A 24,609-nucleotide genomic window follows, 5' to 3' on the forward strand; every position below is an offset into this window, starting at 1 on the left:
GTGCGGGAACGCTGGTTCCCGCTTCGTAGACCGCCCGACGGCGAGGTCTCCACCCGACACGGAACGGGCTGTCGCCTATCGGCCACGTTACCGCCGGACAGCTGCGCGGTAGATTGATGCGCCAACCCCTCGGAACATCCTGAGGAACCCGCGCGCTCCCCAGCTTTCGATCACCGCCCGCAGCCCGCATGTCGCCGCGGCGCGGTAGGTTGCTCCGCAGTCGCCGACAACGCTCAAGGAGGCATCAGGCACCGTGCACGTGGTGATCATGGGATGCGGCCGGGTGGGCGCCTCCCTGGCCGCCGCCCTCGAACGGCTCGATCACGGGGTCGCCGTCATCGACCGCGACCAGGAGGCGTTCCGCAGGCTCGGCACCGACTTCCACGGCCAGCAGGTCGTCGGGATGGGGTTCGACCGGGACGTGCTGACCGAGGCCGGAATCGAACGCGCAGGCGCGTTCGCGGCCGTGTCCAGCGGCGACAACTCCAACATCATCTCGGCCCGCGTGGCCCGCGAGCTGTTCAGCGTCGAGCACGTCGTGGCGCGCATCTACGACCACAAGCGTGCCGCCGTCTACGAGCGCCTCGGCATCCCGACGATCGCGACCGTGCCGTGGACGACCGACCGGTTCCTGCGCACCCTGCTGCCCGACGGGGTCGCCACGTCGTGGCGCGATCCGACCGGGACGGTGGCGCTGCTGCAGCTGCCGCTGCACGAAGGCTGGATCGGCCGCAGCGTGCGCGACATCGAACGCGCCGCCGACGTCCGCGTGGCCTTCGTGATGCGCTTCGGCACCGGTGTGCTGCCGACCGCCACGACCGTCATTCAGGCCGACGACGAGATGTACGTCGCAGCGCAATCGGGCACGGTCGGCGACGTCACCGCCGTGGCAGCCCGCGCCCCCGAGGAGGACGACTAGATGCGTATCGCGATCGCCGGCGCCGGCGCGGTGGGCCGGTCCATCGCCTCCGAGCTCATCGAGGCGGGCCACACCGTGCTCCTGATCGAACGGCTCTCGCGTCAGTTCACGCCCGAGGTCGTCGAGGCCGCCGAATGGGTACTCGGCGACGCCTGTGAGATGTCCACGCTCGAGGCCTCGGGTATCGAACGCTGCGACGTGGTCATCGCGGCCACGGGCGACGACAAGGTCAACCTTGTGCTGGCGCTGCTGGCCAAGACCGAGTTCGCGGTGCGGCGCGTGGTGGCGCGCGTGAACAATCCGGCCAACGAGTGGCTGTTCAACGAGAGCTGGGGCGTCGACGTGGCGGTGTCGACGCCACGAATGCTCGCCGCGATGGTGGAGGAAGCCGTGAGCGTCGGCGACCTCGTGCGGCTGATGACGTTCCGTAAGAGCCAGGCCAACCTCGTCGAACTCACCCTGCCCGAGGAGACCCCGCTCGCCGGCACACCGGTGGAGCGGCTCAACCTGCCGCGCGACGCCGCGCTGGTGGCGATCCTGCGCGGGGAACGCGTCATCGTGCCGCAGCCCGACGACCCGGTCGAAGGCGGGGACGAGGTGCTGTTCGTGGCGCCGGAGACGGTCGAACCGGAGCTCCGCACCGCGCTCGGCCGATGAGCGGCGCCGGTCGCTCGACGGCAGGCGCTCAGTGGCAGGCGCTCAGCGGGCGACTGTGAGGCACCCACTGTGCGGGACGGATCCCCGCTCGCACAGTGGGGCAGCGAGGCCTCAGCGGGGCGGAGTGTCCGCGGGATCGTCGTCCGGTGCCGCTCCGCTCGCCGGTGCCGCGGCGCCGGGCGACAGTACGCCGGACGGCACGGTGCCGGCGGTGTTCTGCGCGGGACGGTCGTACTTCGCCCGCAGTTCGGCCTCGATCTCGGCGTCGGTGCGCTCCGTACGCTCCCGCAGGTGCTTGAGCCTGCGGTCCGAACGGCGCACCGCCCACACGACGACCAGCAGCGCCAGGCCGTACAGCGGGTAGCCCATGGCGATCTTCGCGAACGCCAGCCATCCCGTGTGGTCCTCGTCGTAGAGCCACCGCTGGACGATGAACCGGGCGGCGAACACGGCCGCCAGCGCGAGCGTGGCGATGTCGTAGCCCCGGCGCGACGGCTTGTCCTTGCGCCAGTCCATGCCGGTGCCGTTGAGCGCGTTCCACACGACGCCGGCCAGTGGCCAGCGCACGAGCACCGACAGCGCCAGGACGCTGAAGTACACCACCGACGTCCAGATACCGAACAGGAAGAAGCCCTTGGCCTCACCGGTGCGGTAGGCGATGAACGCCGCGATCGCGACCCCGAAGAACCCGGAGATCGCGGGCTGGACCGCTTCCTTGCGCACGACGCGTGCCACGGTGATGGCCACGGCGCTGCCCAGGGCGATCCAGATGGCCGGCATGAGCCCGAACATCGCGTTCGCCAGCACGAACACCACGACGGGGATGCCGGAGTAGATCAGCCCGGACACGCCGCCCATCTGCTCGAGCATCGTCGGCGCCCGGTCGGCACCGGTGTCGGCGTCCCGACCGCCCGGGTCACCCGGGGCGGCACCGCCGTGCGGCCCCTCCTCGGAGCCGTCGGCCTGGTCCGGCGTGCCGGTGCGGTCGGGCTCGCGGTCGGGTGCAGTCACGCGGCAAGTCTCCGGATCTGTCGTCGTCAGGTGGGTTGCAGCAGTTCGTAGTACGGGTTGTACAGCACTTTACGACCTTCGCGGTCCGCCATGCGGCCACGGGCCTTGATCGTCCGGCCCGGTTCGATGCCGGGGATCCGTCTGCGGCCGAGCCACACGAGCGTGACCTCGTCGGTGCCGTCGAACAGTTCGGCCTGCAACGTGGCCGCCTCGCTCGCGGGACACAACTCGACGCTCCGCAGCCGTCCGAGCACGGTCACCTCGTCACCGCAGCGGCAGTCGCACGCTCGCTGGGCGCCGCCCGCTTCGGATTTCTCGGAGAGATCGTCGGCGTCGAGGGTCTCGACGTCGCTGGTGAGCTTCTTGACCAACCGGCTGAAGTAGCCGCCGTCTTTGGCGGGCATGTGCCTGCTCCTGTACTTCGAGGGCCCCCGACTCGGCATTTCACGGCCCGTACTGTTCAGCGTAGCTTCCGTACCGGCCCAGGGAAGCCGACGGAGGTCTGCTCTGGCAAGGCGCCACGACGTGAGCTGCGTTATGCCCGATCGTGACCCGGTCACAGGACTGCGATCGGGCCGAGCACGATGTCGGTGTGCCCGCCACACCACCCGCATACCCGGCCTCGCCGGCGCACGCCGCCGTCCTGCCCGGAACCGGTTCCGACGAGGTGTTCGCCCGTGCCGTGTTCGCCCCCGCGCTGAGGGCCGCCGACATCGTCGTGCACACCCCACGACCCCACTCGGGTGGCGCACTCGTCCGGGAGGCCCTCACGGCACTGGATGCGGCCGCCGCAGCCGCGCCCGGGCCGATCCTGGTCGGCGGCGTGTCCCTCGGCGCCCAGCTCGCCGTCGAATGGGCGCTGCGCAACGGTCCGCGCTGCGCCGGGGTGCTCGCCGTACTGCCCGCCTGGTCGGGTACCCCCGGCGACGCGCCCGCTGCGGTCGCCGCCCGCGCGTCCGCGGACCTCATCGACCGTGAGGGCCTCGAACAGGCACTCGCCCTCTCGACCGACGACGTACCACCGTGGCTGGCCGCCGAGCTGACCCGGTCCTGGCGCCGCCACGGCGACGGCCTCGCCGCGGGGTTACGGACGGCCGCCGCTCACCCCGCGCCGGACGACGACGCACTGGCCCGGTGCCCCGTTCCGGTCGGCATCAGCGCCTGCACCGACGACCCGGTGCATCCGGCCGGGATCGCACGCGCCTGGGCGGGAACGATCCCGCGGGCACGCCTGCGGGAGCTGCCGCTGGCCGCCTTCGGCGCGGATCCCGCCTCGGCGGGCCGGGCCGCGGTCGAGGCCTGGTCCGACGCCCGCCGGGACCGCTGAAGCCGACCCCACGACCGGAACCGGCCGCCACGGTCAGCCCTGTCCCGCCCCGGCACCGAGCGGCCGCTGCCCTGTCCGGACACTGCCCTGTCCGGACACTGCCGTGCCCGGGCAACTGCCCGCCCGGCCGCTGCCCCGTCAGAACGCTGCCGTGCCGGCCTCAGCCCTGCCCGGACTGCTGCGCCGCGATGTGCTGCGCGACCTGTTCGGGCAGCCGTACCGGCAGCGGCGTGCGCACCGGCATCGGAGCGTCCCCGCGGGCCACGACGGTGCCGCGCACGATGTCCCGCAGCACCTCCGGCGCATCCGCGGCCTGGGTCTGCGGGCCCGCGATCACCCCGCGCAGCATCCACCGCGGGCCGTCGACACCGACGAATCGCAGCGCCATCTCCCCGATGACGGCCGACAGCTCCATTCCCCACTCACCGCGGCCGAGCGACACCTTCGCACCATCGCCCCGCAACTGTTCGGCGAGTTCGTCACTGACCGACCGCCACTGGCCGCCCGACCGGGGCGCCGCGTAGGCGCTGACCGTGACCTGCCCCTGGGGAACCACGATGTGCACGGCCCGGACGTTGCCGCCCTGCTGGTCCATCTCGACCTGCACCTGCGATCCGTCCGGCACGGGGACACGCACCGAACCGAGGTCCATGCGCGCCAGCCCGTCGTCGGGGGCGTCCGTCTCGTCGTACGGGCCCGACGCACCGTCGACCCGGTCGGCGGGCCGGCCCCCGTCGTCACCGTCGTCGGTGTCGTCGGCTCCGGGGACGTCCGCTGCGGCGGCCGCCCGGTCGTCGCCGGAGCCCGCGCCGAGCTCGTCCGAATCCTGCGCCTGTCGTCGCTTCCGTCCGAAAATCCCCACTAGTTCTCCGTTCCGAGGGTCGCGTGCCCACCCGTCGAACCGTAGCCGCCCGCACCTCGCTCGGTCGGCTCGAGTTCGCCGGTCTCGACGAACTCCGCGCGGCTGACGCGCTGCACGATCAGCTGCGCGATCCGGTCGCCGCGCGTGAGCCGGACGGGTTCGGCCGGGTCGAGGTTGACCAGGCACACCTTGATCTCACCGCGGTATCCGGCGTCGATGGTGCCCGGCGTGTTCACGATCGACAGGCCGACGCGCGCGGCCAGTCCCGAACGCGGGTGCACGAAGCCCGCGTACCCGGACGGGAGCGCGATCGCGACCCCGGTCCCCACCACGGCGCGCTCGCCCGACGCGAGCACCACGTCCCGGGTGGTCACGAGGTCGGCGCCGGCGTCATCGGGCCGGGCGTAGGACGGGAGGGGAACATCGGGATCGACGCGGGAAAGCAGGACCTGCACGCTGGACACGGCTGGTGAGACTACCCTGAACCCGTGAGCACGAGTGCACGCGCGCGGCCCGACGACGACGATCCGGCAACGCCCCCGGACACGGCCCGAGGCAACACCCCCGGCAGGGGCCGGGCCGACCCGGGATCGGGGGCCGCCTCGCCCCCGGCCGAACCCGGGGTGCGGTTCAGCGAGTGGCTGTACCTGGCGTGGTGGGGCTGGCCGCTGCCGTTGGTCGGCGCGGCTCTGCTGGCCGCCGAGGTCCACATGGGCTATCCCGGCGTGCGCGCCTGGCTGCCGTACGTGATTCTCCTCCCGCTGGCCGTACTGCTCCTGCTCGGGCTCGGACGGCTCAAGGTCCGCGTCACGGGCGGTGACGGTCCCGAACTGTGGGTCGGCGACGCCCACCTCCCGCTGCGGCACGTCGGTGCGGTCGAGGTGATCGGCAAGGACATCCGGCGTAAGGCACTCGGACCCGAACTCGATCCGGCCGCGTTCGTCGTCAACCGGAGCTGGATCCCCACGCTGGTGCGCGTGGAGGTGACCGACCCGGACGATCCGACGCCGTACTGGGTGTTCAGCACCCGCCACCCCGAGCGGATCGCGGCGCTGCTGCGGGACATCCGCCCGCCCCTGCCGCCCGACGCCACGCCTGCCGCCGACGGCGGCTGATCCGGCGAGACAACGAGAGCGGCCGGGTGATGCAGGCATCACCCGGCCGCTCTCGTTGCGCCTGTATCCGTTGCGCCTGTATCCGCGTCGCCCGTGTCCGTTGCGCCCGTGTCAGCGTCGCCCGTGTCCGTCTCGCCCGTGCGGTCGTCCCGTCACCCGGCGCGCCCTGCGCGGGCTCGAGTCACGCGCAGTCGCGGCAGATCAGCTCGGAGCCCGATTCCTCCGCGAGCCTGCTGCGGTGGTGCACCAGGAAGCACACCGAACAGGTGAACTCGTCCGCCTGCTTCGGCACGACCTTGACGGTCAAGTCCTCACCGGACAACCCCGACAGGTCGGCGCCCGGAAGTTCGAAGTTCTCGGCGCTCACGTCCTCGTCGACGTCGACGGCACCGGACTGGTTCTCGTTGCGCCGCGCCTTCAGTTCCTCCAGCGAGTCTTCGGCGAGCTCGTCCGCTTCACTGCGGCGCGGAGCGTCGTAGTCGGTCGCCATTGTCCTTCACCCCTGCGATCAGCATTTCTCTCGATACGAAACCGTCGGAATCGATCTCCGGCGGTCCTGCCGCTTCCGCTGGTCAACGTTCCAGCGCCTGTGTTTGTGCCCGGGAGCAAGGTGAGTGTCGTCTCATCGGCGTCGCCGCCTGCGTCACCCGTCGCCGCACCCTGGGAGCCCGGAGAGGGTAGCCCACGACGTACCCGACTCCGCAGCAGGTCACCCCGGCACTGCGGCACGTCACTCGAGCGGGGTATTTGATCCGGCCGGAAGCGGGTTACCCGGGACGTAGTGCCGCGACCCGCGAATCCCGGAATCGACCCTCGACGACGAGCACAGCTCACCCTCCGCACGCTCCGGTGGGACTGTGCCCGGCTCCGGCGGCGTACCTCCGGCGGGTCCCGGCCTGCGCCGTCGCTGTAACGCCTAAGCTGATCAGCGGCGACATGGACGGTAATCGGGCGGGGATCGGCGAAGGGACGGCGCAGTGGTGTCGGGGACCGGAGGCTTCCGGAGAAGCCGCGTCAAGCCGTACCGGAAGCACAGGCCGCTGCCTGCACTCATCGTGGTGGCGGTGCTGGGCGTGGCGGCATCGGTGATCTGGATCAACGTAGTCACGTCCAGCGAAGATCTGAACGAGGCCATTCGCTGCGACCCCGCGACACATTCACCCGAAGGGGTGACATTCGACCCGCAGCCGTACGACGCGCTCTCCAGCACCCAGCCCGCACCGCCCCACCGGGTCAACGTCCAGGTACTCAACGCGAGCGGGCTGCGCGGCGAGGCGGCGATGACCACGTCGGCGCTGGAACAGCTCGGCTTCACCCAGCTCGGTGAACCCGCCAACGACGACGCCTTCCCCAAGGGCGAGGCGTCGTGCCACGGACAACTGCGCTACGGCCCGAACGGCGAGGCCGCCGCCCGCACCCTCCGCCTCGTCGACCCGTGCCTGCAACTGGTCGAGGACGGCAGGAAGGACGCCACCGTCGACCTCGCCATCGGCTCCGCGTTCAACGACGTGCGCCCCACCAGTGACGCCCTCGACGTCCTGGACCGGCTGACGCGTTCGAGCAACGACGACTCCTCGGGCAGTGAGCAGTCCGCGGGCGGCGCGTCCGGCACGAGCTCACTGATCGACCGCGAACTGCTCGACCGGACCGAGCCCGAACACTGCTGAGCGACGCCGGCCGCCGAACCGGACGCCCCGGTGGCGCCGGGCCGGGAGTCGGGACTCGCCGTCCCCTGCCGACGTTCGGGGCGCGGCGGCATCGAACGCCGGCAGGGATCGGATACCGCGGTCAGATGCCGCCCATCCCGCAGTCGAGCAGCGCCTCGCGCAGCGGCCGAGCGATCGCCGGTGAGGCTGCAATCGTGCCGTCGATCCCCAGTTCGGCGTCCTGGCCCGGCAACGACACGACCGCACCCGCCTCCTCGGCCAGCAGTGCCCCCGCCGCCCAGTCCCAGCGGGAGAGGCCGTGCTCGGCGTAGCCGTCCAGCCAGCCGGCCGCGACGTGGCACAGGTCGAGCGCGGCCGAGCCGCCGCGGCGGATGTCCCGCACCCGGCCGAGCAGCGCGGCGATCATGGCGGCCTGCCGTTTCCTGCGCTCGGTCACGTAATTGAAGCCCGTGCCGACCAGCGTCATGTCCAGCCCCTCGGGCTCCGACACCGCCAGCCTGCGGCCGTCCAGCCACGCACCGCCGCCGCGGGAGGCCGTCCACCGGCGACCGCTCACCGGTTCCACGACGGCACCCGCGACGGACACGCCGTCGATCTGCGCCGCGACGGACACGGCGAACTCCGGCAGCCCGTACAGGAAGTTCACGGTGCCGTCGATCGGGTCGACGACCCACGTGACACCGCCGTCGCCGGCGTCCCCGCCGTGTTCCTCGCCGACGACGGGCTCGCCCGGGCGCAGCTGCGCGAGCCGGGCACGGATGAGCTTCTCGGAGGCGACGTCCACCGCGGTGACGACGTCGGTGCGGCTGGTCTTGGTCTGCACGTCCACGCCGGCCCCGTCGAGCATCGACTCGCGCTCGGCCGCGACGAACGTGGCCGCCTCGACGGCGACCTGCTCGGCGACACCGGCCAGCTGGGCACGCGACGGTGCGGCACCGTCGCGTGCGGCACCGCCGGGGTCGGGGGTCGGGGTTCCGGATTCGGGTTCGATGGGGTCCACGGGATCTATCCGACCACACCACGATGCCGGCCCCGCTACAGTCTCCCGTCAGGAATCTGAATCGAATAGGAAGGGGCGACGTCCATGGCGGCGACGCGAGGGTTCGGCATCGATGTCGGCGGGAGCGGCATCAAAGGCGCACTCGTCGACCTCGACACGGGCGAGTTCATCGGCGACCGGGTGCGCATCGACACACCGCAACCGGCCACACCCGACGCCGTGGCGGACGTCGTGGTCGAGATCGTCCGCCGCTTCGACTGGGACGGCCCGGTCGGCGTCACGCTGCCCGCCGTCGTCAAGCAGGGCGTGGCCCACACCGCCGCCAACATCGATCCCAGCTGGATCGGCACGGACGCCGACGCCCTGTTCGCGAAGCGGCTCGGCCTGGCCCGTGACGACGTCGCCATGCTCAACGACGCCGACGCCGCAGGCATGGCCGAGATGCGCTTCGGCGATCCGGCCGTGCGCACGGGTGTCGTCGCGCTGCTGACCTTCGGCACCGGCATCGGCAGCGCACTGTTCGACGACGGCAAGCTCATGCCCAACACCGAGTTCGGTCACATCGAGGTCGACGGCCACGACGGCGAGACGCGCGCCGCGGCATCGGTGAAGGACCACGAGGAGCTGTCGTATCCGCAATGGTCCGCCCGGGTGGATCGTTACCTGACCGTGCTCGAGAACCTGATCTGGCCGGATCGGTTCGTCGTCGGCGGCGGAGTGAGCAAGAAGGCCGACAAATGGGTGCCCCTGCTGACGAACCGGACACCCGTCGTGGCGGCATCGTTGCAGAACAACGCGGGGATCGTCGGCGCAGCGGCGGCCGCCGCCGAAGGCATCGAACCCTGACCGGCGACGCGGCGACGTACCCGGACGCGCCCACGCCGGGACCTCGCGCACCTGCGGAACACCGGTTCCCGGCGACGAAAAAGGTGATCGCGGCCCGACTCTGCACGGCGATGTCGTTACAATGGAACACGGCCCTCGACTGCGGGGCGCGAAACCGCAGGCCGGGGCCATGTCCCCCGAATCCAAGGCAGCCGGGACGCATGCGTACCGGTTCGTCATGATCGACCGCTGCGAAAGGGCGTACGTGGCAGCCGCAAAGACCGCAACCCGAAGCGGGCCGAAGACAACGAGCGCCGCCGAGCAAGCGACAGCCGAGGAGACGGCGGCCGCCGACGGTGCCGAGGCGCCGGAAGCGACAGCGACCGAGCCTGCGCGCACGACGGCGGCGAAGAAGTCTCCCGCGAAGTCCACCAAGACGGCCAAGTCGGCGGGTTCCGCCAAGGCGAAGCCCACAGCCAAGGCCAACGGCGAGGAAGCCGACCTCGACGGCGCCGATGTCGAGGACGTCGATCTGTCCGACCTCGACGTCGACGCGGTCGAGGTGGACGTCGTCGACGCCACGGTGACCGAGGAGGAGGCCGAGGAGTCCGAGGAGGAGGCCGAAACCGAGGAGGCTCCGAGCGGCAAGAAGAAGCAGCCGACCGCGGACGGCGACTTCGTCTGGGACGAGGAGGAGTCGGAAGCTCTGCGGCAGGCCCGCAAGGACGCCGAACTCACTGCGTCGGCCGACTCGGTTCGTGCCTACCTGAAGCAGATCGGCAAGGTCGCCCTCCTCAACGCGGAGGAGGAGGTCGAGCTCGCCAAGCGCATCGAGGCCGGGCTGTACGCCTCCGAGCGCATGCGGGTCATCGAGGAAGAGGGCGAGAAGCTCACCACCCAGATGCGCCGCGACCTCAAGTGGATCATCCGTGACGGTGAGCGCGCCAAGAGCCACCTGCTCGAGGCCAACCTGCGACTGGTCGTGTCGCTGGCCAAGCGCTACACCGGTCGCGGCATGGCGTTCCTGGACCTGATCCAGGAGGGCAACCTGGGCCTGATCCGTGCGGTCGAGAAGTTCGACTACACCAAGGGCTTCAAGTTCTCCACCTACGCCACGTGGTGGATCCGCCAGGCGATCACCCGCGCGATGGCCGACCAGGCCCGCACCATCCGTATCCCGGTGCACATGGTCGAGGTCATCAACAAGCTCGGCCGCATCCAACGCGAGCTGCTGCAGGACCTCGGTCGCGAGCCCACCCCCGAGGAACTCGCGAAAGAGATGGACATCTCCCCCGAGAAGGTCCTGGAGATCCAGCAGTACGCCCGTGAGCCGATCTCGCTCGACCAGACCATCGGCGACGAGGGCGACTCGCAGCTCGGCGACTTCATCGAGGACTCCGAGGCGGTCGTCGCGGTCGACGCGGTGTCGTTCACGCTGCTGCAGGACCAGCTCCAGTCGGTGCTGCAGACACTGTCCGAGCGCGAAGCCGGCGTGGTGCGGCTGCGCTTCGGCCTCACCGACGGTCAGCCGAGGACTTTAGACGAGATCGGTCAGGTCTACGGGGTCACGCGCGAGCGGATCCGACAGATCGAGTCGAAGACGATGTCCAAGCTGCGGCACCCGTCGCGGTCCCAGGTCCTGCGGGACTACCTGGACTGACGCTTCAGCACCGACACGGCCCTGCATCTGGCCGCCGACCTGCGCTGCGCAGGTCGGCGGCCAATTGTTTGTTCTACCGGCGAGACGAGCCGCAGCGGTGAGGCGAGAGCTCCGTACCGCCGATTCCCGATATCACCGGCGCGCACCGCGGGCGACGAGGTCACGGCGGTTCGCCCACCGTCTCCCCGGACCTGCGCGAGCGCAGCAACACCCCGCCGACGACGGCGAGAATGCCGAGTGCCTCGGTCAGGGCAGGCACCTGCCCCAGGACGACCAGGCCGACGAGCGTGGCGGTCACCGGCAGCAGCGCCAGCAGGACCGCGAAGCGTGCCTGCCCGACGCGGCGCAGCACCACCTGATCCAATCCGTACGGCACGACGGTCGACAGCAGGCCCACGCCGATACCGAGCAGCAGCAGGTCCGGCTCGGCCCACACGCCGCCGGTACCGAGCGCCAGCGGGCTCAGCACCACCGTGGCGACGGTGAACCCCACCGCCAGGCTGTCGATGCCGTTGCCACCGACGGCGACCTTCTTGCCGAGCACGATGTAGCCGGCCCAGGCCGCCGCGGCGGCCAGCGCGAACGCCACGCCCGCCGGACTGCCGCTCCACTGCACGTCGGCGATCGCCAGCACGCCCACCACCACGAGCGTCAGCGCCGCGAAGTCCCGCTTCGTGCGCGACCCGATCGCGGCGACCAGTACCGGGCCGACGAACTCGATGGCGGTCGCCGTACCGAGCGGCAACCGGGCGATCGCCTCGTAGTAGACGACGTTCATCAGCGCCGTGACCACGCCGAACGTTCCCGCCAGCAACAGTGGACGGCCTCGCCACGCCTCCCGCCCCGGCCTGCGCCATACGAGAAGAATCACAGCGGCACCCAGACAGCGCAGCCACGCCACTCCAGCCGGACTCGAGGCGTCGAAAAGCCACACGGCGACGGCCGCGCCCACATAGATCGAAATTCCGCTGAGAACGAACAGGGTAGGTGCGGGAACCGCGTCGATTCGCCTTTTCGCAGCCGAAACATCCACGGCACGATGGTGCCCGACCACGGAAAACGCCCAGCTGAGGGGCCGGTCGACCCTGCCGTGGTGATCACGCACGAAACGACCGGAAACGCAAGGACCACCGCGGCGTGACACACCTCCCACTGGCGCGGGAACACTTGCGGACGCCAAAACGTCTGTAAGAGTGGATGGCAGCGAACAACGACAGTGGCAATCCTGCCGCGTCGTTCTCGCGGCTGAATTGATGGCATCGGCGCGCCGATGCCGGGACGGAGGGAGACTCCCATGACTTCACCGACGCTCACCCGCCCCGAACTGACCCGCGCGGACCGCTGCGACCGCTGCGGAGCCGCAGCCCAGTTGCGAGCGGTACTCCCCAGCGGCGGCGAACTGCTCTTCTGCGGACACCACGGCCGCGAGTACGAGGCCAAGCTGAAGGAACAGGAAGCCGACATTCAGCGCTGAGTAGCCATCAGCAGCCGTCATCACGGCATGTCCGGCGTCGGGGGCCGGGGCGGCACGCGGCAGCACTGACAACGCCGCTGTGACACCCGCACCGACAACACCCCCACCGACAGCACCCAGACAGCACTTCACCCAAACAGCAACCGACACGCAGAAGGGGCGGAACCTCATCCGGGTTCCGCCCCTTCTCGTTGCCCGTCACCACGAGCGCAGGGTCACCAGGAGCGCTGGGTCACCAGGAGCGCTGGGTCACCAGGAGCGCAGGGTCACGATCCGTTCCTCGAGCTGCTCGACGGTGGCCATCGCCGTCGGCGGCCCCCCGCAGATCCGGCGCAGCTCGTTGTGGATCGCACCGTGCGGCTTCTTCGTCCGGTGGTGGTAGACACCGACGAGCGTGTTCAGCTCCTTGCGCAGCGCATGGATCCGCTGTCCGACCGGCTGCGGCCGCGCTGCGGGCTCGGGCTCGGCGGGCTCGGACTGCTTCGGCTTCCGCCGCTGCTCGTCGGCGAGCTGCTCCTCCTGGCGTTTCCGCAGCAATGCCCGCACCTGGTCGGGTTCGAGCAGCCCCGGCAGGCCCAGGTACTCCTGTTCCTCCTCGCTGCCCGAGAACACGGCCGTGCCGAACGAGTCGCCGTCGTAGATCACCTGGTCGAGCTCGGCGGAGGCGCCCAGCGATGTGAACGCCTTCTCCTCCTCGCCGGGTTCGTCCTCGGTACGGTTGGCCGCCAGCAGCAGCTCGTCGTCCAAGCCATCGGACTCGCGGTCCGGTTTGCCCAGCACGTGGTCCCGTTCGGCCTCGAGCTGGCTGGCGAGTTCCAACAGCACCGGCACGCTCGGCAGGAAGATGCTCGCCGTCTCCCCCGGCTGCCGCGCACGCACGAAACGGCCGATGAGCTGCGCGAAGAACAGCGGTGTGGACGCGCTCGTCGCATAGACGCCGACAGCCAGCCGCGGCACGTCGACGCCCTCGGACACCATCCGCACGGCCACCAGCCACCGCTCCGTCGAGTCGGCGAACTCACCGATCCGCCGGGTGGCCTTCGGATCGTCGGAGAGCACGACCACCGGCGGCTCCCCCGCGATGCGCTGCAGAATCGTCGCGTAGGCACGGGCCGAATCCTGGTCGCTCGCGACCACGAGCCCGCCCGCGTCCGGCAGGCCGTTCGCCCGCAACTGGGAGAGCCGCGTATCGGCGGCCTGCAGCACCGACGGCACCCACTCCCCGCCCGGGTCGAGGGCCGTGCGCCAGGCCCGCGCGGTCTGCTCGGCCGTCAGCGGCTCGCCCAGGCGCGCGGTGAACTCGTCGCCGGCGCTGGTGCGCCAGGACGCCTCACCCGAGTAGGCGAGGAACACGACGGGCCGCACGACGCCGTCGGCGAGCGCGTCGGCATAGTTGTAGCTGCTGTCGGCCTTGCTGCGCAGCGACCCGTCGGCGTCCGGTTCGTAGGTCACGAACGGGATCGGTGAGTCGTCGCTGCGGAACGGCGTACCCGTCAGAGCCAGCCTGCGGACCGCGGGAGTGAAGGCCTCCTCGACGGCCTCGCCCCATGACTTGGCATCGCCCGCGTGGTGGATCTCGTCGAGGATCACCAGCGTCTTGCGGTTCTCGGTGCGCACCCGGTGCAGGTTCGGATGCGCGGCGACCTGCGCGTACGTGACGGCCACACCCTGGTAGTCCGGCGAGGTGACGCCGGTGGTGTTGCGGAAGTCCGAGTCGATCGCGATACCCGCGCCCGCGGCGGAAGCGGCCCACTGGTGCTTGAGGTGCTCGGTCGGCGTGACGATCGTGATGGCCTCGATCGTGCGGTCCGACAGCAGCTCCGCGGCCACCCGCAGGCCGAACACCGTCTTACCGGCACCCGGCGTCGCGACAGCCAGGAAGTCCTTCGGCCGCTGCGTGAGGTACTTGGTCAGCGCCCGCCGCTGCCACGCACGCAGCGGACGGGCCGTCGCGTCACTGTCGGGATCCGGTGCGGACACGGCGCGCTCCTCCTGCCGCGCCCGGGCCGCCCTCTGGTCCGACGTCGCCGACACCGCCGATGCACTCCCCTTTCCCACCAGGACCGACTTTCCATCAGGACCGATAACGATCACCGGCCGCGGCAGACGGCCGGTGACATGCTCGCGGGGCCCGCGCGCCGGCGGGCTCACACAGCAAAACCCTCCCGCGCGGGCCGGCTCCGGTGGCGGCCGTCGTGGTGAGGGCGCGTCGGAAAGAGTACCCGCACCGTCCGACAGGATCGGCTCACGGCCTCACCGGGCACGGTCGCCCGGTGAGGCGTTCTCGCGCGACACGCCGACGCCGACAACACGGGCGAACGCGCCGATCCGGCGCCGATGGACCATGCTGGAACCCGTCATGAACGAGCAGAACACCGGCCGGCCCACCGGCGACGACCCGTCCGCGCGAGCGAGTGACGACGACGCCGGAGCCGGCGAGTTCCCCGCGGGCGCGCCGGAGCACGTCCCGGAGCGCTCGCCGTCCGTCGACGAATCCCGCGGCGAGGATGCGCCACGTCGCCGTAGAGGCCCGCTGCGCCTACTCCGCCGCACGATGAACAAGGCGTGGGAAGGCAACATCTTCTCCGAGGCCGCCGAGGCCGCGTTCTGGCAGACGCTGTCCCTGCCGCCGCTGCTGCTGGGCCTGCTCGGCAGCATCGGCTACATCGGTGACTGGTTCGGCCGGCAGGTCGTGACCCGCGTCCACGACAACCTCATCGGGTTCGCCGACACGATCTTCAGCGACAGCGTGGTCCGGCGGATCATCGAACCGACGGTCAACGACATCCTGACCACCGGAAAGGGCGAGATCGTCTCCGTCGGTTTCCTGATTTCGCTGTGGGCCGGTTCGTCGGCCATGTCGTCCTTCGTCGACGCGATCACGGTCGCCCACAACCAGTACGGAGTCCGCAACGAGGTGTGGCAGCGGATCTTCGCGCTGCTGCTCTACATGGCGAGCCTGGCACTGCTCATCGTCGGCCTGCCGATCATCGCGATCGGGCCCGAGCTGCTGCCCGACTTCTTCCCCCCGGACTGGCGGCCGACCATATCCACGTGGGTCGGGACCCTGTACTACCCGACGGCCGGGATCGCACTCGTGCTCGCGCTCGCGACGCTGTACAAGCTCTCGCTGCCGCGCAAACTGCCGTGGCACCGCGGCCTGCCCGGTGCGGTGCTCGCGATGGTGATCTTCCTGCTCTCCAGTATCGGACTGCGGCTCTACATCGGGTGGATCACGACCACCGGCTACACCTACGGCGCGCTCGCCACCCCGATCGCGTTCCTGCTGTTCGCGTTCTTCATCGGCCTGGCCATCGTGGCCGGTGCCTACTTCAACAGCGCCATCCAGGAACTCTGGCCGGCCAAGCCGACCCGCAGGCAGCGACGGGCCTGGCAGCGGCTCGAACGGGAGCGCGCCGCCGAGCGGATCCAGGCCGACGAACACCGGGACGAGTGGGAGCGCACGACCCTGCCGCTGCGCACACCCCGGCAGGCGGGCCAGGACCACTCGTCACCCGACCGGCCTGCCGACGCCTGAGTGACCGCGTGGCCGACCGGCCGGGCCGGTCACGCGGTCAGGGCAGGACGGGTCACTCCTCGCCGCCGGGCGGCAACCCCTCGAAGACCTTCTTGCAGTCGGGGCACACCGGCGAACCCGGCTTCGCGGATTTCGTCACGGGAAACACCGCTCCGCAGAGCGCCACCACGTGCGTACCCGTCACCGCGCTCTCGGTGATCTTGTTCTTCTGCACGTAGTGGAACACCTCGGGAGCGTCGTCGTCGGTGCTCTCGGTGCCCTCGGGGCGAGTGTCGACATCAGGCAGTGTTGCAGTGCTCATACCCACCAGTTTGCCACCCACGGCCACGCGGGTGGACGGCTATGGGTCAGGATTGCCCGCTGTGACCAGTACTCCCCGCCACGCCACCGCTCCCGCCACCGCCGCACCCGTGAGGCTGTCGGCCGAGGTCGCCGACGCACTCGAGGCCGGCTCGGCCGTGGTCGCGCTCGAGAGCACGATCCTCTCGCACGGCCTGCCGCCCGGCCGGAACCTGGAGGTCGCGGGCCGGCTCGAGAACACGGTCCGCCGCGCGGGCGCCGTTCCCGCCACGATCGCGGTGCTGGACGGCACGCCGCTGGTCGGACTCACGACGGCCCAGCTGGAACGCGTGTGCTCGCCGGAGGAGGACCTCGACAAGCTCTCGGCCCGCGACCTCGGCCCGGCCCTGGCCTCGGGCCGTTCGGGAGCGACCACGGTGGCGGGCACGTCCGTGCTCGCCCACGCCGCGGGCATCGGCGTGTTCGCCACCGGCGGGCTCGGCGGCGTGCACCTGCCGCCGCCGGGTGAGACGACGACCTGGGACGTCTCCGCCGACCTCGCCGTACTCGGCCGCACGCCGATCCTCGTCGTGTGCTCCGGCATGAAATCGATCCTCGACATCCCGGCCACGCTCGAAGTCCTCGAGACCGGTTCGGTACCCGTGCTCGGCTACGGCGTCGACGAGTTCCCGGCGTTCTACCTGCGCTCGTCGGGACAGCCGGTGCCGCATCGCGTCGACGGCCCCGAGCAGGTCGCCGGCGCGATGCGGGCACACCGGACGTTCTCCCCGGCAGGCATGCTGCTGGCCAACCCGATCCCGGAGGAGGCGGAGATGGACCGTGAGCTGCACGACCGGCTGCTCGTCGAGGGGCTGGCCGAGGTCACCGGATCGGCGGTGAGCGGCGGCGACGTCACTCCGGCGCTGCTGGAGCACTTCCACACCGCATCCGGCGGTGTCAGCCTCGATGCCAACGAGGAACTCGTCGTCGCCAACGCCGAGCTCGCCTCCCTGGTGGCCGTGGAGCTCGCCCGATGAGGATCGTCGTGGTCGGCGACGCCGGCCTGGACGTGGTGGCCCGCCACGACCGGCCGCTGGCCCACGGCGGCGACACCCGCGCCGAGGTCGGGCTCACCGGCGGCGGCGCGGGCGCCAACACCGCCCTGTGGCTGCGCGCCGCGGGCGCGGACCCGGTGCTGCTGGCCCGTGTCGGCGACGACCCCGGCGGCCGCCTGCTGCGCACCGAACTCGAGGCCGCCGGCGTGACGTGCGCGTTCGCCGTGGACGCCGACGCCGCGACGTGCTGTGTCGTCGTGCTCGTCGACCCCGATGGGCAGCGCACGATGCTGCCCGACCGCGGCGCCAACAAACACTTCGGTCCGTCCGACGTCGCCGCGGTGGGACCGGCGGCGCTCGCGGGCGCCGGCCACCTGCACCTGTCCGGGTACGTACTGCTCGACCCGTCGTCGCGGCCCGCGGGCCTGGCCGCGCTCGAGGCAGCGCGGGCGGCGGGCGTGCCGACCTCGGTGGATCCGCAGGCGGCCGCACTCATCACCGACCCCGAGGGGTTCCTCGCCGACGTCCGCGGCGTGGACCTGCTGTTGCCCAACGCCGCCGAGCTGGCCGCGCTCACCGGATCCGGCGAACCGGCCGCGGCACGTGAACTGCTCGGGCACGTGGGCGCCGTCGCCGTGACCACCGGGCTCGACGGTGCGGCCTGGATCGACGACAACGGCCTGCGGACCGTTCCCGCCCAGCAGGCACCGTGCGTCGACAGCACGGGAGCCGGCGATGCGTTCAACGCGGGCCTGCTCACCGCACGGCTGCGCGGCGAACCGGTACGCGACTGCCTGGCGGCGGGGGTGCGCCTCGGTGCCCGGGTCGTGAGCCAGGTGGGCGCTCAGCCCGCGCCGGGGTCGCTGCCGACCTGACGGCCGTGTCCACGCGGCGTGCGGGGCCGGAGGGCTACTCGCCGGACGTGGTGCCGTCGCCGGGACGCGGCTGCGACCCCTCGCCCGGCTCGGCCCCGCCCGGCTCGGCCCCGCCCGGCTCGGCCCCGCCCGGCTCGGCCCCGCCCGGCTCGGCCCCGCCCGGCTCGGCCACGTCGATCACCTGGTGCGGTCTCGCCTCGAGGGAGCGGTGTTCCGGCCGGTAGCGGTTGACCTCTTCGCTCTTCCGGGGCGGGCGGTCGTTCGCGACGAGCACGGCGATCCACGGCAGCGGGATCGACAGCACGAGCAGCGCCAGTGCGAGCCACCACGTCTGGTAGAACACGCCTGCCAGCACCAGGCACGGGAAGCGCATCCCCATCGTGAGGACGTACCGGCGTTTGCGGGCGGCGAGTTCGTCGTCGTGGGAGGGCGCCGCCTCGGTGATCAGAACCGGGTCGCCGGACCTGTCGCGTTCCTCCACCGGACTCACCTCCACCGCTCCATGCTCCCACCGCGGCGGGGAGCGCGACAGGCAGGGCGGGGGCGGGGCGGCAGGCAGGGTGGGGCGGCAGGCAGGGCGGCGCGCCGTCCCCGGTGGCACGGGTGTGATTCCCGGCCCTTGGTGCCGACCACGCGCGGGCCGGCGCGCGTGAGCCGTGCGACGATGCCGCACCGTGAACAGTGCCGCATCCACCGAGACCGTTCCCGCACTCACCCCCGAGGTGTGCGCCCTCCTGCGCGAGGCGCTGCTCCGCTGCCGGTACGACGCCGACGGCGTCACCGAAGCCCTCGGCCCGGCGGCGCACGCCGCGCTCGGCAGGGGCGAACCGCTGCCCGCATTGCGCGCCAGCGCCGACGCCGGTGAGCTCGGCACGCTGATCCGGCTGTTCCTGGTCGGCCGCCGTGAACCCGGCGACGCCGTCACCGCTGCCTTCGCTCCCCTGACCACTGCCGATGCCGTCGCCGCGGGTCTGCTGCAGCCGGACGGCGACGGTTTCCGCGCGGGCCTGGACGTCCGCCCGCACAGCGACGACGAGGGCTCCTGGTGGGTGGTGGCCGACCTGGACTCCGACCAGCTGGGCCGGCCGGTCGGCCGCGAGCACGTCCTCGGTGTCGGGCACGCCTCGCTGAGCCTGGTGCGGGCGACGAGCCGCAGGCCGGTCGGATCGCTGCTCGACCTCGGCACCGGCAACGGCGTGCAGGCGCTGCACGCCAGCAGGCACGCCGAGCACATCACCGCCACCGACGTCTCCCCGCGCGCGCTCGCACTCGCCCGCGCGACGTTCCTGCTCAACGAGCTCGACGTCGAACTGGTGCAGGGCGAGTGGTTCACCCCGGTGGCGCGCCGCCGGTTCGACCAGATCGTGTGCAACCCGCCGTTCGTGGTCGGCCCGCCGCGTGTCGACTACACCTACCGCGACTCCGGTCTCGGCGGCGACGACGCCAGCGCCCTGGTCGTCCGGCAGCTGCCGTCGCTGCTGACCGACGGCGGGGTGGGGCAGCTGCTCGCGTCGTGGCTGCACGTCGGTGACGAGGACTGGTCCGACCGCGTGACCCGCTGGCTGCCGCACGGCACGGACGCGTGGTTCGTGCAACGTGACGTGGCCGATCCGGAACTGTACGTCGGCACGTGGTTGCGCGACGAAGGCATCGATCCGACGTCGCCGGAGGGACTGGCGAAGGCGGAGGCCTGGCTCGACTGGTTCGCGGCCCACGACGTCCGCGGCATCGGATTCGGGTTCGTCACGCTCCGCAAGACCGCCGGTGAGCCGGCGATCGTGTGCGAGGACCTGCGCCAGGCCTACGACGATCCGCTCGGCGCGGAGGCGGCGGCATGGCTGGACCGCGTGGACTGGCTGCGTCCCCGCGACGACGCCGCGCTGCTGGCGACGCCGCTGCGCGTGCCGGACGGCGTCGTGCTGGAACGGATCGATGCGCCGTCGGACGAGGGCTGGGACACGTCGATCCGGCGGCTGCACCGTCTCGACGGCCCCGGCTGGCAGCACGAGGTCGACGAGCTCATGGCGGCGCTGCTCGGCGGCTGCCGTGGTGTGCTGCCGTTGGAGGACCTGCTCGAACTGCTGGCCGCTGCGCACGGTGAGGACGCCGCACAGCTGCGCGGCGCCGCGGTGCCGTTGGTCCGTGAGCTCGTCCGCCACGGCATGCTCGAACCGGTGGGCGGGATGCCCGCGGCGGCCTCCGTGGGGCCACCGCGATGAAGGCGGTCGTGACGAGGGTCACGGAAGCGCGGGTCACCGTCGGCGACGAGGTCGTCGGCGAGCTCGACGCGCCGGGCTTGGTGGTACTGCTGGGAATTCACACCGACGACACGTCCGACAAAGCCGGCACGATGGCGCGGAAACTGCACGACATGCGGCTGCTGCGGGACGAAGAATCGTGCGCCACGGCCGATGCGCCGCTGCTCGTCGTCAGCCAGTTCACCCTCTACGGCGACACCCGCAAAGGCAGGCGTCCATCGTGGACGGCCGCGGCGCGGCCCGAACACGCCGAGCCACTGGTCGACGCGGTCGTCGCCGCTCTCCGCGCACGGGGCGCCCGCGTGGAAACCGGCCGGTTCGGCGCGACGATGCAGGTCCACAGCGTGGGCGACGGCCCGTTCACGGTCCTCGTCAACGTCTGACCCGCACCACGTCCGACCCGCACCACGTGCGCCCGGCCACCGATCGGCGCACCCGCCTGCGCCGGGTGCGCCGACCGGAGCGCGCCGAAACCGGAACGTGAGGCGTTGCACAGCACCGGAAAACCCCGGGAACGATTTCGCGTGGGACGACGTTGTTCGAGGTAACCGGCCACGAAGCCGGCCGGTGCGTAACGGTTCCACAGGCTTGATCGACTGTCCTGGGGAACACCGCGCGGCAACACACAGGCGGCGGGCGTCCGCCGCGTCGCACCGCACGTGAGCCCGCCATCCGGGGAGGCAGAATGACCGTCCAGACTCTCGAACGCGAGGCCCGGGACATCCGCGACCGCGACACCGCGGCCGACGTCCCGACGCCCACGGTCGGTGCGGTCGAACCGGCCACCGTCGGCGCCGACACCGTCGATGCCGACACCACGAGCGCGGCGAGCGCGCTCGCGTCGATACCGGAGCCCGCCGAGCCCGCAGCACGCGCTGCGCTGCAGCTCGAGGACCTCGACACCCAGGGCCCCGCCGCCGACCTCGTCCGCGTGTATCTGAACGGCATCGGCAAGACCGCACTGCTCAGTGCCGCCGAGGAGGTCGGCCTCGCCAAGCGCATCGAGGGCGGCGTGTACGCCCAGCACCTGCTGGACACCGCCGACGACCTCACCGACGAGCGGGCGTGGGAGCTGCGGCTGGTCGCCCGTGACGGCCGCCGCGCGAAGAACCACCTGCTGCAGGCCAACCTGCGGCTGGTGGTGTCGCTGGCCAAGCGCTACACCGGTCGCGGCATGCCACTGCTCGACCTCATCCAGGAGGGAAACCTGGGGCTGATCCGGGCGGTGGAGAAGTTCGACTACGCGAAGGGCTTCAAGTTCTCCACCTACGCCACGTGGTGGATCCGTCAGGCGATCACCCGCGGCATGGCCGACCAGGGCCGCACGATCCGCCTGCCCGTCCACCTGGTCGAGCAGGTCAACAAGCTCGCCCGCATCAAGCGGGACCTGCACCAGAAGCACGGGCGGGAGGCGACCAACGAGGAGCTCGCCGCCGAATCGGGCATCCCGGCGAACAAGGTCTCCACGTTGCTCGACCACGCGCGGGACCCGGTGAGCCTGGACATGCCGGTCGGCAACGAGGAGGACGCCCCGCTCGGCGACTTCGTGGAGGACTCCGAAGCCGCCGACGCCGAGACGAGCGTCATCTCGGGGCTGCTACACGACGACATGCGGCGGGTCCTGGGCACGCTCGACGACCGGGAGCAGAACGTCATCCGCATGCGCTACGGCCTCGACGACGGCCAGCCCCGCACACTCGACCAGATCGGCCGTCACTTCGGCCTGTCCCGGGAGCGGGTCCGGCAGATCGAACGGGAGGTCATGGCCAAGCTGCGGCAGGGCGAGCGGGCCGACAAGCTCCGCGCGTACGCCAGCTGAGTCCCGCTCCGGAACGCCGCGCCGCCGCCCTGTAACCCGAATCACAACTGGTACGAACAATTCGGTGCCGATGTCGCGCAACCTTTCGGCCCACCGGACGTCTACCTAGTGGGGTTAGGGCAACGCGGCATGCGTTCCACGGAGCGTGCCGCCTGCCTTCGAAGGCCGGGTCCCTCGGGGTGGGACCCGGCCTTCATCGTGTCCACCCCCGTTCCCCGCGTGCGGACGCCCCGCCTGCCGGCACCGCTCGTGCACCGGATGCCCGTCCGTCACCGCTCCCGGGACCTCGGGCACTCCATTCCCCTCGGTCATTCCCCTCGGGCAATCCGCGGGTCACGCCCGGCGGGTCACGCCCGCGTGATCTGGATCGCCCGGTGTGGGCGGCCGGCCCCACCGGCCGCGCTGCCGTTGTACTGTCGGCTCGTTTCGTGAGTAACCGCCCTAACCCGACCGCGTGCGAGGCGAGCAGCTACCGTGACCTCTTCCACTCCCCAGTTCGAGTACACCGACGTTCTCCCGAAGGGTAAGGACACCGAGACCGAGTACCGGCTCGTCACGCCGGACGGCGTCACGGTCGTCGAGGCAGCCGGGCGCCGGTTCCTCGAGGTGTCCCAGGAGGCCCTGACCACGCTCGCCCGGACCGCGATCACCGACATCCAGCACCTGCTCCGCACGTCACACCTGCAGCAGCTGCGGTCGATCGTCGACGATCCGGAGGCCAGCGGCAACGACCGGTTCGTCGCCATGGACCTGCTGCGCAATGCGGCGATCTCCGCGGGTGGCGTGCTGCCGATGTGCCAGGACACCGGCACCGCGATCGCGATCGGCAAGCGCACCGAAGGGGTTCTCACCGGCGGTGCCGACGAGGAGGCCGTCTCGCGCGGCATCTTCGAGGCCTACCGCGACCTCAACCTGCGGTACTCGCAGATGGCACCGGTGAACTTCTGGGAGGAGCGCAACACCGGTACGAACCTGCCCGCGCAGATCGAGCTGTACCACAAGGACGGCACCGACCCCGCCGACGGAACCGACCCGTCGTACGAGTTCCTGTTCATGGCCAAGGGCGGCGGCAGCGCCAACAAGACGTTCCTCTACCAGGAGACCAAGGCCGTCCTGAACCCGAAGCGGCTGGCCAAGTTCCTGGACGAGAAGCTGCGCGGACTCGGTACGGCGGCCTGCCCGCCGTACCACCTGGCGATCGTCGTGGGCGGCATGTCGGCCGAGTACAACCTCAAGGTCGCCAAACTGGCCTCGGCCCGCGACCTGGACACCCTGCCGACCGAGGGCTCGCCGCTCGGCCACGGCTTCCGGGACACCGAGCTCGAACAGCAGGTGCTGGAGCTGACGCGCCAGTTCGGCATCGGCGCGCAGTTCGGCGGCAAGTACTTCTGCCACGACGTCCGCGTCATCCGCCTGCCCCGCCACGGCGCGTCGTGCCCGGTGGGCGTGGCCGTGTCCTGCTCGGCCGACCGGCAGGCCAAGGCCAAGATCACCGCCGACGGCGTGTTCATCGAGCAGCTGGAGCGCGACCCGGCCCGCTTCCTGCCGGAGGTCGCCGACGAGGACCTGTCGGACGAGGTCGTGCCGGTGGACCTGAACCGGCCGATGGACGAGATCCGCGAACAGCTCTCGCAACTGCCGGTGAAGACCCGGCTGAGCCTGACCGGGCCGCTGGTCGTGGCGCGCGACATCGCCCATTCGAAGATCGCCGAGCGGCTCGACGCCGGCGAGGAGATGCCGCAGTACCTGCGGGACCACCCGGTGTACTACGCGGGCCCGGCCAAGACTCCGGACGGCTACGCCTCGGGCTCGTTCGGGCCGACCACGGCCGGGCGCATGGACTCCTACGTCAGCCAGTTCCAGGCCGCGGGCGGGTCGATGGTCATGCTGGCGAAGGGCAACCGGTCGAAGCAGGTCACCGAGTCGTGCCAGCAGCACGGTGGTTTCTACCTCGGCTCGATCGGTGGCCCCGCGGCGCGGCTGGCCCAGGACTGCATCCACAGCGTCGAGGTCCTGGAGTACGCGGAGCTCGGCATGGAAGCGGTCTGGAAGATCGAGGTCGAGGACTTCCCCGCGTTCGTCGTCATCGACGACAAGGGCAATGACTTCTTCGCCGAGACCTCCGAGCCGGTGCTGCAGATCTCGTTCGGCTGAGCCGGTTCGCCGAGCCCGGCTTCCGGTGTCCTCCCGGCCGCGCCCCGATGCGGCCGGGAGGACACCGGTGGGACGGCGCCGGCGAGACGATGCCGGTGAGCGAACGTCAGAGCG

Annotated in this window: 24 protein-coding genes and 1 pseudogene; 15 read left to right on the top strand and 10 right to left on the bottom strand. The window is 71.3% G+C overall.

Annotated elements, in window-relative coordinates:
- Positions 1-253 precede the first annotated feature (253 nt).
- Positions 254-919: a potassium channel family protein gene (locus LY41_RS00435; RefSeq protein ID WP_253861701.1), complete on the top strand. Its 666-nt coding sequence runs from the start codon at positions 254-256 to the stop codon at positions 917-919.
- The gene (locus LY41_RS00440) at positions 920-1,576 is read left to right on the top strand and encodes a potassium channel family protein (protein ID WP_253861703.1); all 657 of its coding nucleotides are present in this window, start codon (positions 920-922) and stop codon (positions 1,574-1,576) included.
- 111 nt (positions 1,577-1,687) lie between these two features.
- Here LY41_RS00440 and LY41_RS00445 read toward each other — a convergent pair whose 3' ends face one another.
- The gene (locus LY41_RS00445) at positions 1,688-2,587 is read right to left on the bottom strand and encodes a DUF3159 domain-containing protein (RefSeq protein WP_253861705.1); all 900 of its coding nucleotides are present in this window, start codon (positions 2,585-2,587) and stop codon (positions 1,688-1,690) included.
- Between the two features lie 26 nt (positions 2,588-2,613).
- The gene (locus LY41_RS00450; protein ID WP_253861706.1) at positions 2,614-2,991 is read right to left on the bottom strand and encodes an OB-fold nucleic acid binding domain-containing protein; all 378 of its coding nucleotides are present in this window, start codon (positions 2,989-2,991) and stop codon (positions 2,614-2,616) included.
- 188 nt (positions 2,992-3,179) lie between these two features.
- On the opposite strand from LY41_RS00450, the gene LY41_RS00455 reads away from it, so the two are divergent.
- A complete protein-coding gene (locus LY41_RS00455; RefSeq protein ID WP_253861708.1) occupies positions 3,180-3,914 on the top strand; it encodes an alpha/beta fold hydrolase in 735 nt (244 codons plus the stop codon).
- Between the two features lie 160 nt (positions 3,915-4,074).
- On the opposite strand, the gene LY41_RS00460 is transcribed toward LY41_RS00455, so the two are convergent.
- A complete protein-coding gene (locus LY41_RS00460) occupies positions 4,075-4,776 on the bottom strand; it encodes a DUF3710 domain-containing protein (protein WP_253861710.1) in 702 nt (233 codons plus the stop codon).
- On the bottom strand, positions 4,776-5,240 hold the full coding sequence (dut, locus tag LY41_RS00465) for a dUTP diphosphatase (RefSeq protein WP_253861711.1): 465 nt from the start codon (positions 5,238-5,240) through the stop codon (positions 4,776-4,778). Before dut ends, LY41_RS00460 begins: the two co-directional genes overlap by 1 nt.
- Before the next feature lie 159 nt (positions 5,241-5,399).
- On the opposite strand from dut, the gene LY41_RS00470 reads away from it, so the two are divergent.
- Complete coding sequence (locus LY41_RS00470) at positions 5,400-5,891, top strand: DUF3093 domain-containing protein (protein ID WP_253862822.1); 492 nt, start codon at positions 5,400-5,402, stop codon at positions 5,889-5,891.
- A gap of 181 nt (positions 5,892-6,072) precedes the next feature.
- On the opposite strand, the gene LY41_RS00475 is transcribed toward LY41_RS00470, so the two are convergent.
- The gene (locus LY41_RS00475; protein WP_253861713.1) at positions 6,073-6,381 is read right to left on the bottom strand and encodes a DUF4193 domain-containing protein; all 309 of its coding nucleotides are present in this window, start codon (positions 6,379-6,381) and stop codon (positions 6,073-6,075) included.
- A gap of 490 nt (positions 6,382-6,871) precedes the next feature.
- Here LY41_RS00475 and cei point away from each other — a divergent pair, with 490 nt between their 5' ends.
- The gene (gene cei / locus LY41_RS00480) at positions 6,872-7,558 is read left to right on the top strand and encodes an envelope integrity protein Cei (RefSeq protein WP_308292178.1); all 687 of its coding nucleotides are present in this window, start codon (positions 6,872-6,874) and stop codon (positions 7,556-7,558) included.
- Between the two features lie 121 nt (positions 7,559-7,679).
- Here cei and LY41_RS00485 read toward each other — a convergent pair whose 3' ends face one another.
- Positions 7,680-8,471, bottom strand: coding sequence for an inositol monophosphatase family protein (locus tag LY41_RS00485; protein ID WP_301296542.1), 792 nt, complete (start codon positions 8,469-8,471; stop codon positions 7,680-7,682).
- A gap of 171 nt (positions 8,472-8,642) precedes the next feature.
- On the opposite strand from LY41_RS00485, the gene ppgK reads away from it, so the two are divergent.
- Positions 8,643-9,404: a polyphosphate--glucose phosphotransferase gene (gene ppgK / locus LY41_RS00490; RefSeq protein WP_253861717.1), complete on the top strand. Its 762-nt coding sequence runs from the start codon at positions 8,643-8,645 to the stop codon at positions 9,402-9,404.
- Between the two features lie 217 nt (positions 9,405-9,621).
- Complete coding sequence (locus LY41_RS00495) at positions 9,622-11,043, top strand: RNA polymerase sigma factor (protein ID WP_253862824.1); 1,422 nt, start codon at positions 9,622-9,624, stop codon at positions 11,041-11,043.
- A gap of 160 nt (positions 11,044-11,203) precedes the next feature.
- On the opposite strand, the gene LY41_RS00500 is transcribed toward LY41_RS00495, so the two are convergent.
- On the bottom strand, positions 11,204-12,076 hold the full coding sequence (locus LY41_RS00500) for an EamA family transporter (protein ID WP_253861718.1): 873 nt from the start codon (positions 12,074-12,076) through the stop codon (positions 11,204-11,206).
- A gap of 261 nt (positions 12,077-12,337) precedes the next feature.
- Here LY41_RS00500 and LY41_RS00505 point away from each other — a divergent pair, with 261 nt between their 5' ends.
- On the top strand, positions 12,338-12,517 hold the full coding sequence (locus LY41_RS00505) for a DUF7455 domain-containing protein (RefSeq protein ID WP_253861720.1): 180 nt from the start codon (positions 12,338-12,340) through the stop codon (positions 12,515-12,517).
- A gap of 249 nt (positions 12,518-12,766) precedes the next feature.
- On the opposite strand, the gene LY41_RS00510 is transcribed toward LY41_RS00505, so the two are convergent.
- On the bottom strand, positions 12,767-14,497 hold the full coding sequence (locus tag LY41_RS00510) for a DEAD/DEAH box helicase (protein ID WP_253861722.1): 1,731 nt from the start codon (positions 14,495-14,497) through the stop codon (positions 12,767-12,769).
- 379 nt (positions 14,498-14,876) lie between these two features.
- On the opposite strand from LY41_RS00510, the gene LY41_RS00515 reads away from it, so the two are divergent.
- Positions 14,877-16,055: a YihY/virulence factor BrkB family protein gene (locus LY41_RS00515; protein ID WP_253861724.1), complete on the top strand. Its 1,179-nt coding sequence runs from the start codon at positions 14,877-14,879 to the stop codon at positions 16,053-16,055.
- A 52-nt stretch (positions 16,056-16,107) separates the two neighbouring features.
- Here LY41_RS00515 and LY41_RS00520 read toward each other — a convergent pair whose 3' ends face one another.
- Positions 16,108-16,356, bottom strand: coding sequence for a DUF3039 domain-containing protein (locus tag LY41_RS00520; protein WP_253861725.1), 249 nt, complete (start codon positions 16,354-16,356; stop codon positions 16,108-16,110).
- A gap of 61 nt (positions 16,357-16,417) precedes the next feature.
- Here LY41_RS00520 and LY41_RS00525 point away from each other — a divergent pair, with 61 nt between their 5' ends.
- Both LY41_RS00525 and LY41_RS00530 read left to right on the top strand, forming a co-directional pair.
- Positions 16,418-17,371, top strand: coding sequence for a pseudouridine-5'-phosphate glycosidase (locus LY41_RS00525; RefSeq protein ID WP_372493040.1), 954 nt, complete (start codon positions 16,418-16,420; stop codon positions 17,369-17,371).
- Positions 17,368-18,264, top strand: a complete 897-nt coding sequence (locus LY41_RS00530; RefSeq protein WP_253861727.1) for a carbohydrate kinase family protein — start codon at positions 17,368-17,370, stop codon at positions 18,262-18,264. The genes LY41_RS00525 and LY41_RS00530 overlap by 4 nt, the downstream gene beginning before the upstream one ends.
- Positions 18,265-18,436: 172 nt before the next feature.
- Here the strand turns inward: LY41_RS00530 and LY41_RS00535 are convergent.
- Positions 18,437-18,745: pseudogene (locus LY41_RS00535) on the bottom strand (DUF3099 domain-containing protein); the annotation flags it as partial.
- 193 nt (positions 18,746-18,938) lie between these two features.
- Here LY41_RS00535 and LY41_RS00540 point away from each other — a divergent pair.
- The 4 genes from LY41_RS00540 to LY41_RS00555 all read left to right on the top strand — a co-directional run bounded on the left by LY41_RS00540 (position 18,939) and on the right by LY41_RS00555 (position 24,495).
- Positions 18,939-20,483, top strand: coding sequence for a DUF7782 domain-containing protein (locus LY41_RS00540; protein ID WP_253861729.1), 1,545 nt, complete (start codon positions 18,939-18,941; stop codon positions 20,481-20,483).
- Positions 20,480-20,905, top strand: coding sequence for a D-aminoacyl-tRNA deacylase (gene dtd, locus LY41_RS00545; protein ID WP_253861730.1), 426 nt, complete (start codon positions 20,480-20,482; stop codon positions 20,903-20,905). Before LY41_RS00540 ends, dtd begins: the two co-directional genes overlap by 4 nt.
- A 302-nt stretch (positions 20,906-21,207) precedes the next feature.
- Positions 21,208-22,341, top strand: coding sequence for a sigma-70 family RNA polymerase sigma factor (locus LY41_RS00550; protein WP_253861732.1), 1,134 nt, complete (start codon positions 21,208-21,210; stop codon positions 22,339-22,341).
- Positions 22,342-22,815: 474 nt separating this feature from the next.
- Positions 22,816-24,495, top strand: coding sequence for a fumarate hydratase (locus tag LY41_RS00555; RefSeq protein ID WP_253861734.1), 1,680 nt, complete (start codon positions 22,816-22,818; stop codon positions 24,493-24,495).
- Positions 24,496-24,609 lie beyond the last annotated feature (114 nt).

Source organism: Prauserella halophila, assembly GCF_024171895.1.
Classification (GTDB): Bacteria; Actinomycetota; Actinomycetes; order Mycobacteriales; family Pseudonocardiaceae; genus Prauserella; species Prauserella halophila.

What these genes read in the sequence shown, in the direction of transcription:
- LY41_RS00440 (WP_253861703.1), top strand. Translation starts at nt 920, where the DNA reads ATGCGTATCGCGATCGCCGGCGCCGGCGCGGTGGGCCGGTCCATCGCC.
- LY41_RS00450 (WP_253861706.1), bottom strand. Translation starts at nt 2,991, where the DNA reads ATGCCCGCCAAAGACGGCGGCTACTTCAGCCGGTTGGTCAAGAAGCTC.
- LY41_RS00475 (WP_253861713.1), bottom strand. Translation starts at nt 6,381, where the DNA reads ATGGCGACCGACTACGACGCTCCGCGCCGCAGTGAAGCGGACGAGCTC.
- ppgK (WP_253861717.1), top strand. Translation starts at nt 8,643, where the DNA reads ATGGCGGCGACGCGAGGGTTCGGCATCGATGTCGGCGGGAGCGGCATC.
- LY41_RS00495 (WP_253862824.1), top strand. Translation starts at nt 9,622, where the DNA reads ATGATCGACCGCTGCGAAAGGGCGTACGTGGCAGCCGCAAAGACCGCA.
- LY41_RS00505 (WP_253861720.1), top strand. Translation starts at nt 12,338, where the DNA reads ATGACTTCACCGACGCTCACCCGCCCCGAACTGACCCGCGCGGACCGC.
- LY41_RS00515 (WP_253861724.1), top strand. Translation starts at nt 14,877, where the DNA reads ATGAACGAGCAGAACACCGGCCGGCCCACCGGCGACGACCCGTCCGCG.
- LY41_RS00520 (WP_253861725.1), bottom strand. Translation starts at nt 16,356, where the DNA reads ATGAGCACTGCAACACTGCCTGATGTCGACACTCGCCCCGAGGGCACC.
- LY41_RS00530 (WP_253861727.1), top strand. Translation starts at nt 17,368, where the DNA reads ATGAGGATCGTCGTGGTCGGCGACGCCGGCCTGGACGTGGTGGCCCGC.
- dtd (WP_253861730.1), top strand. Translation starts at nt 20,480, where the DNA reads ATGAAGGCGGTCGTGACGAGGGTCACGGAAGCGCGGGTCACCGTCGGC.
- LY41_RS00550 (WP_253861732.1), top strand. Translation starts at nt 21,208, where the DNA reads ATGACCGTCCAGACTCTCGAACGCGAGGCCCGGGACATCCGCGACCGC.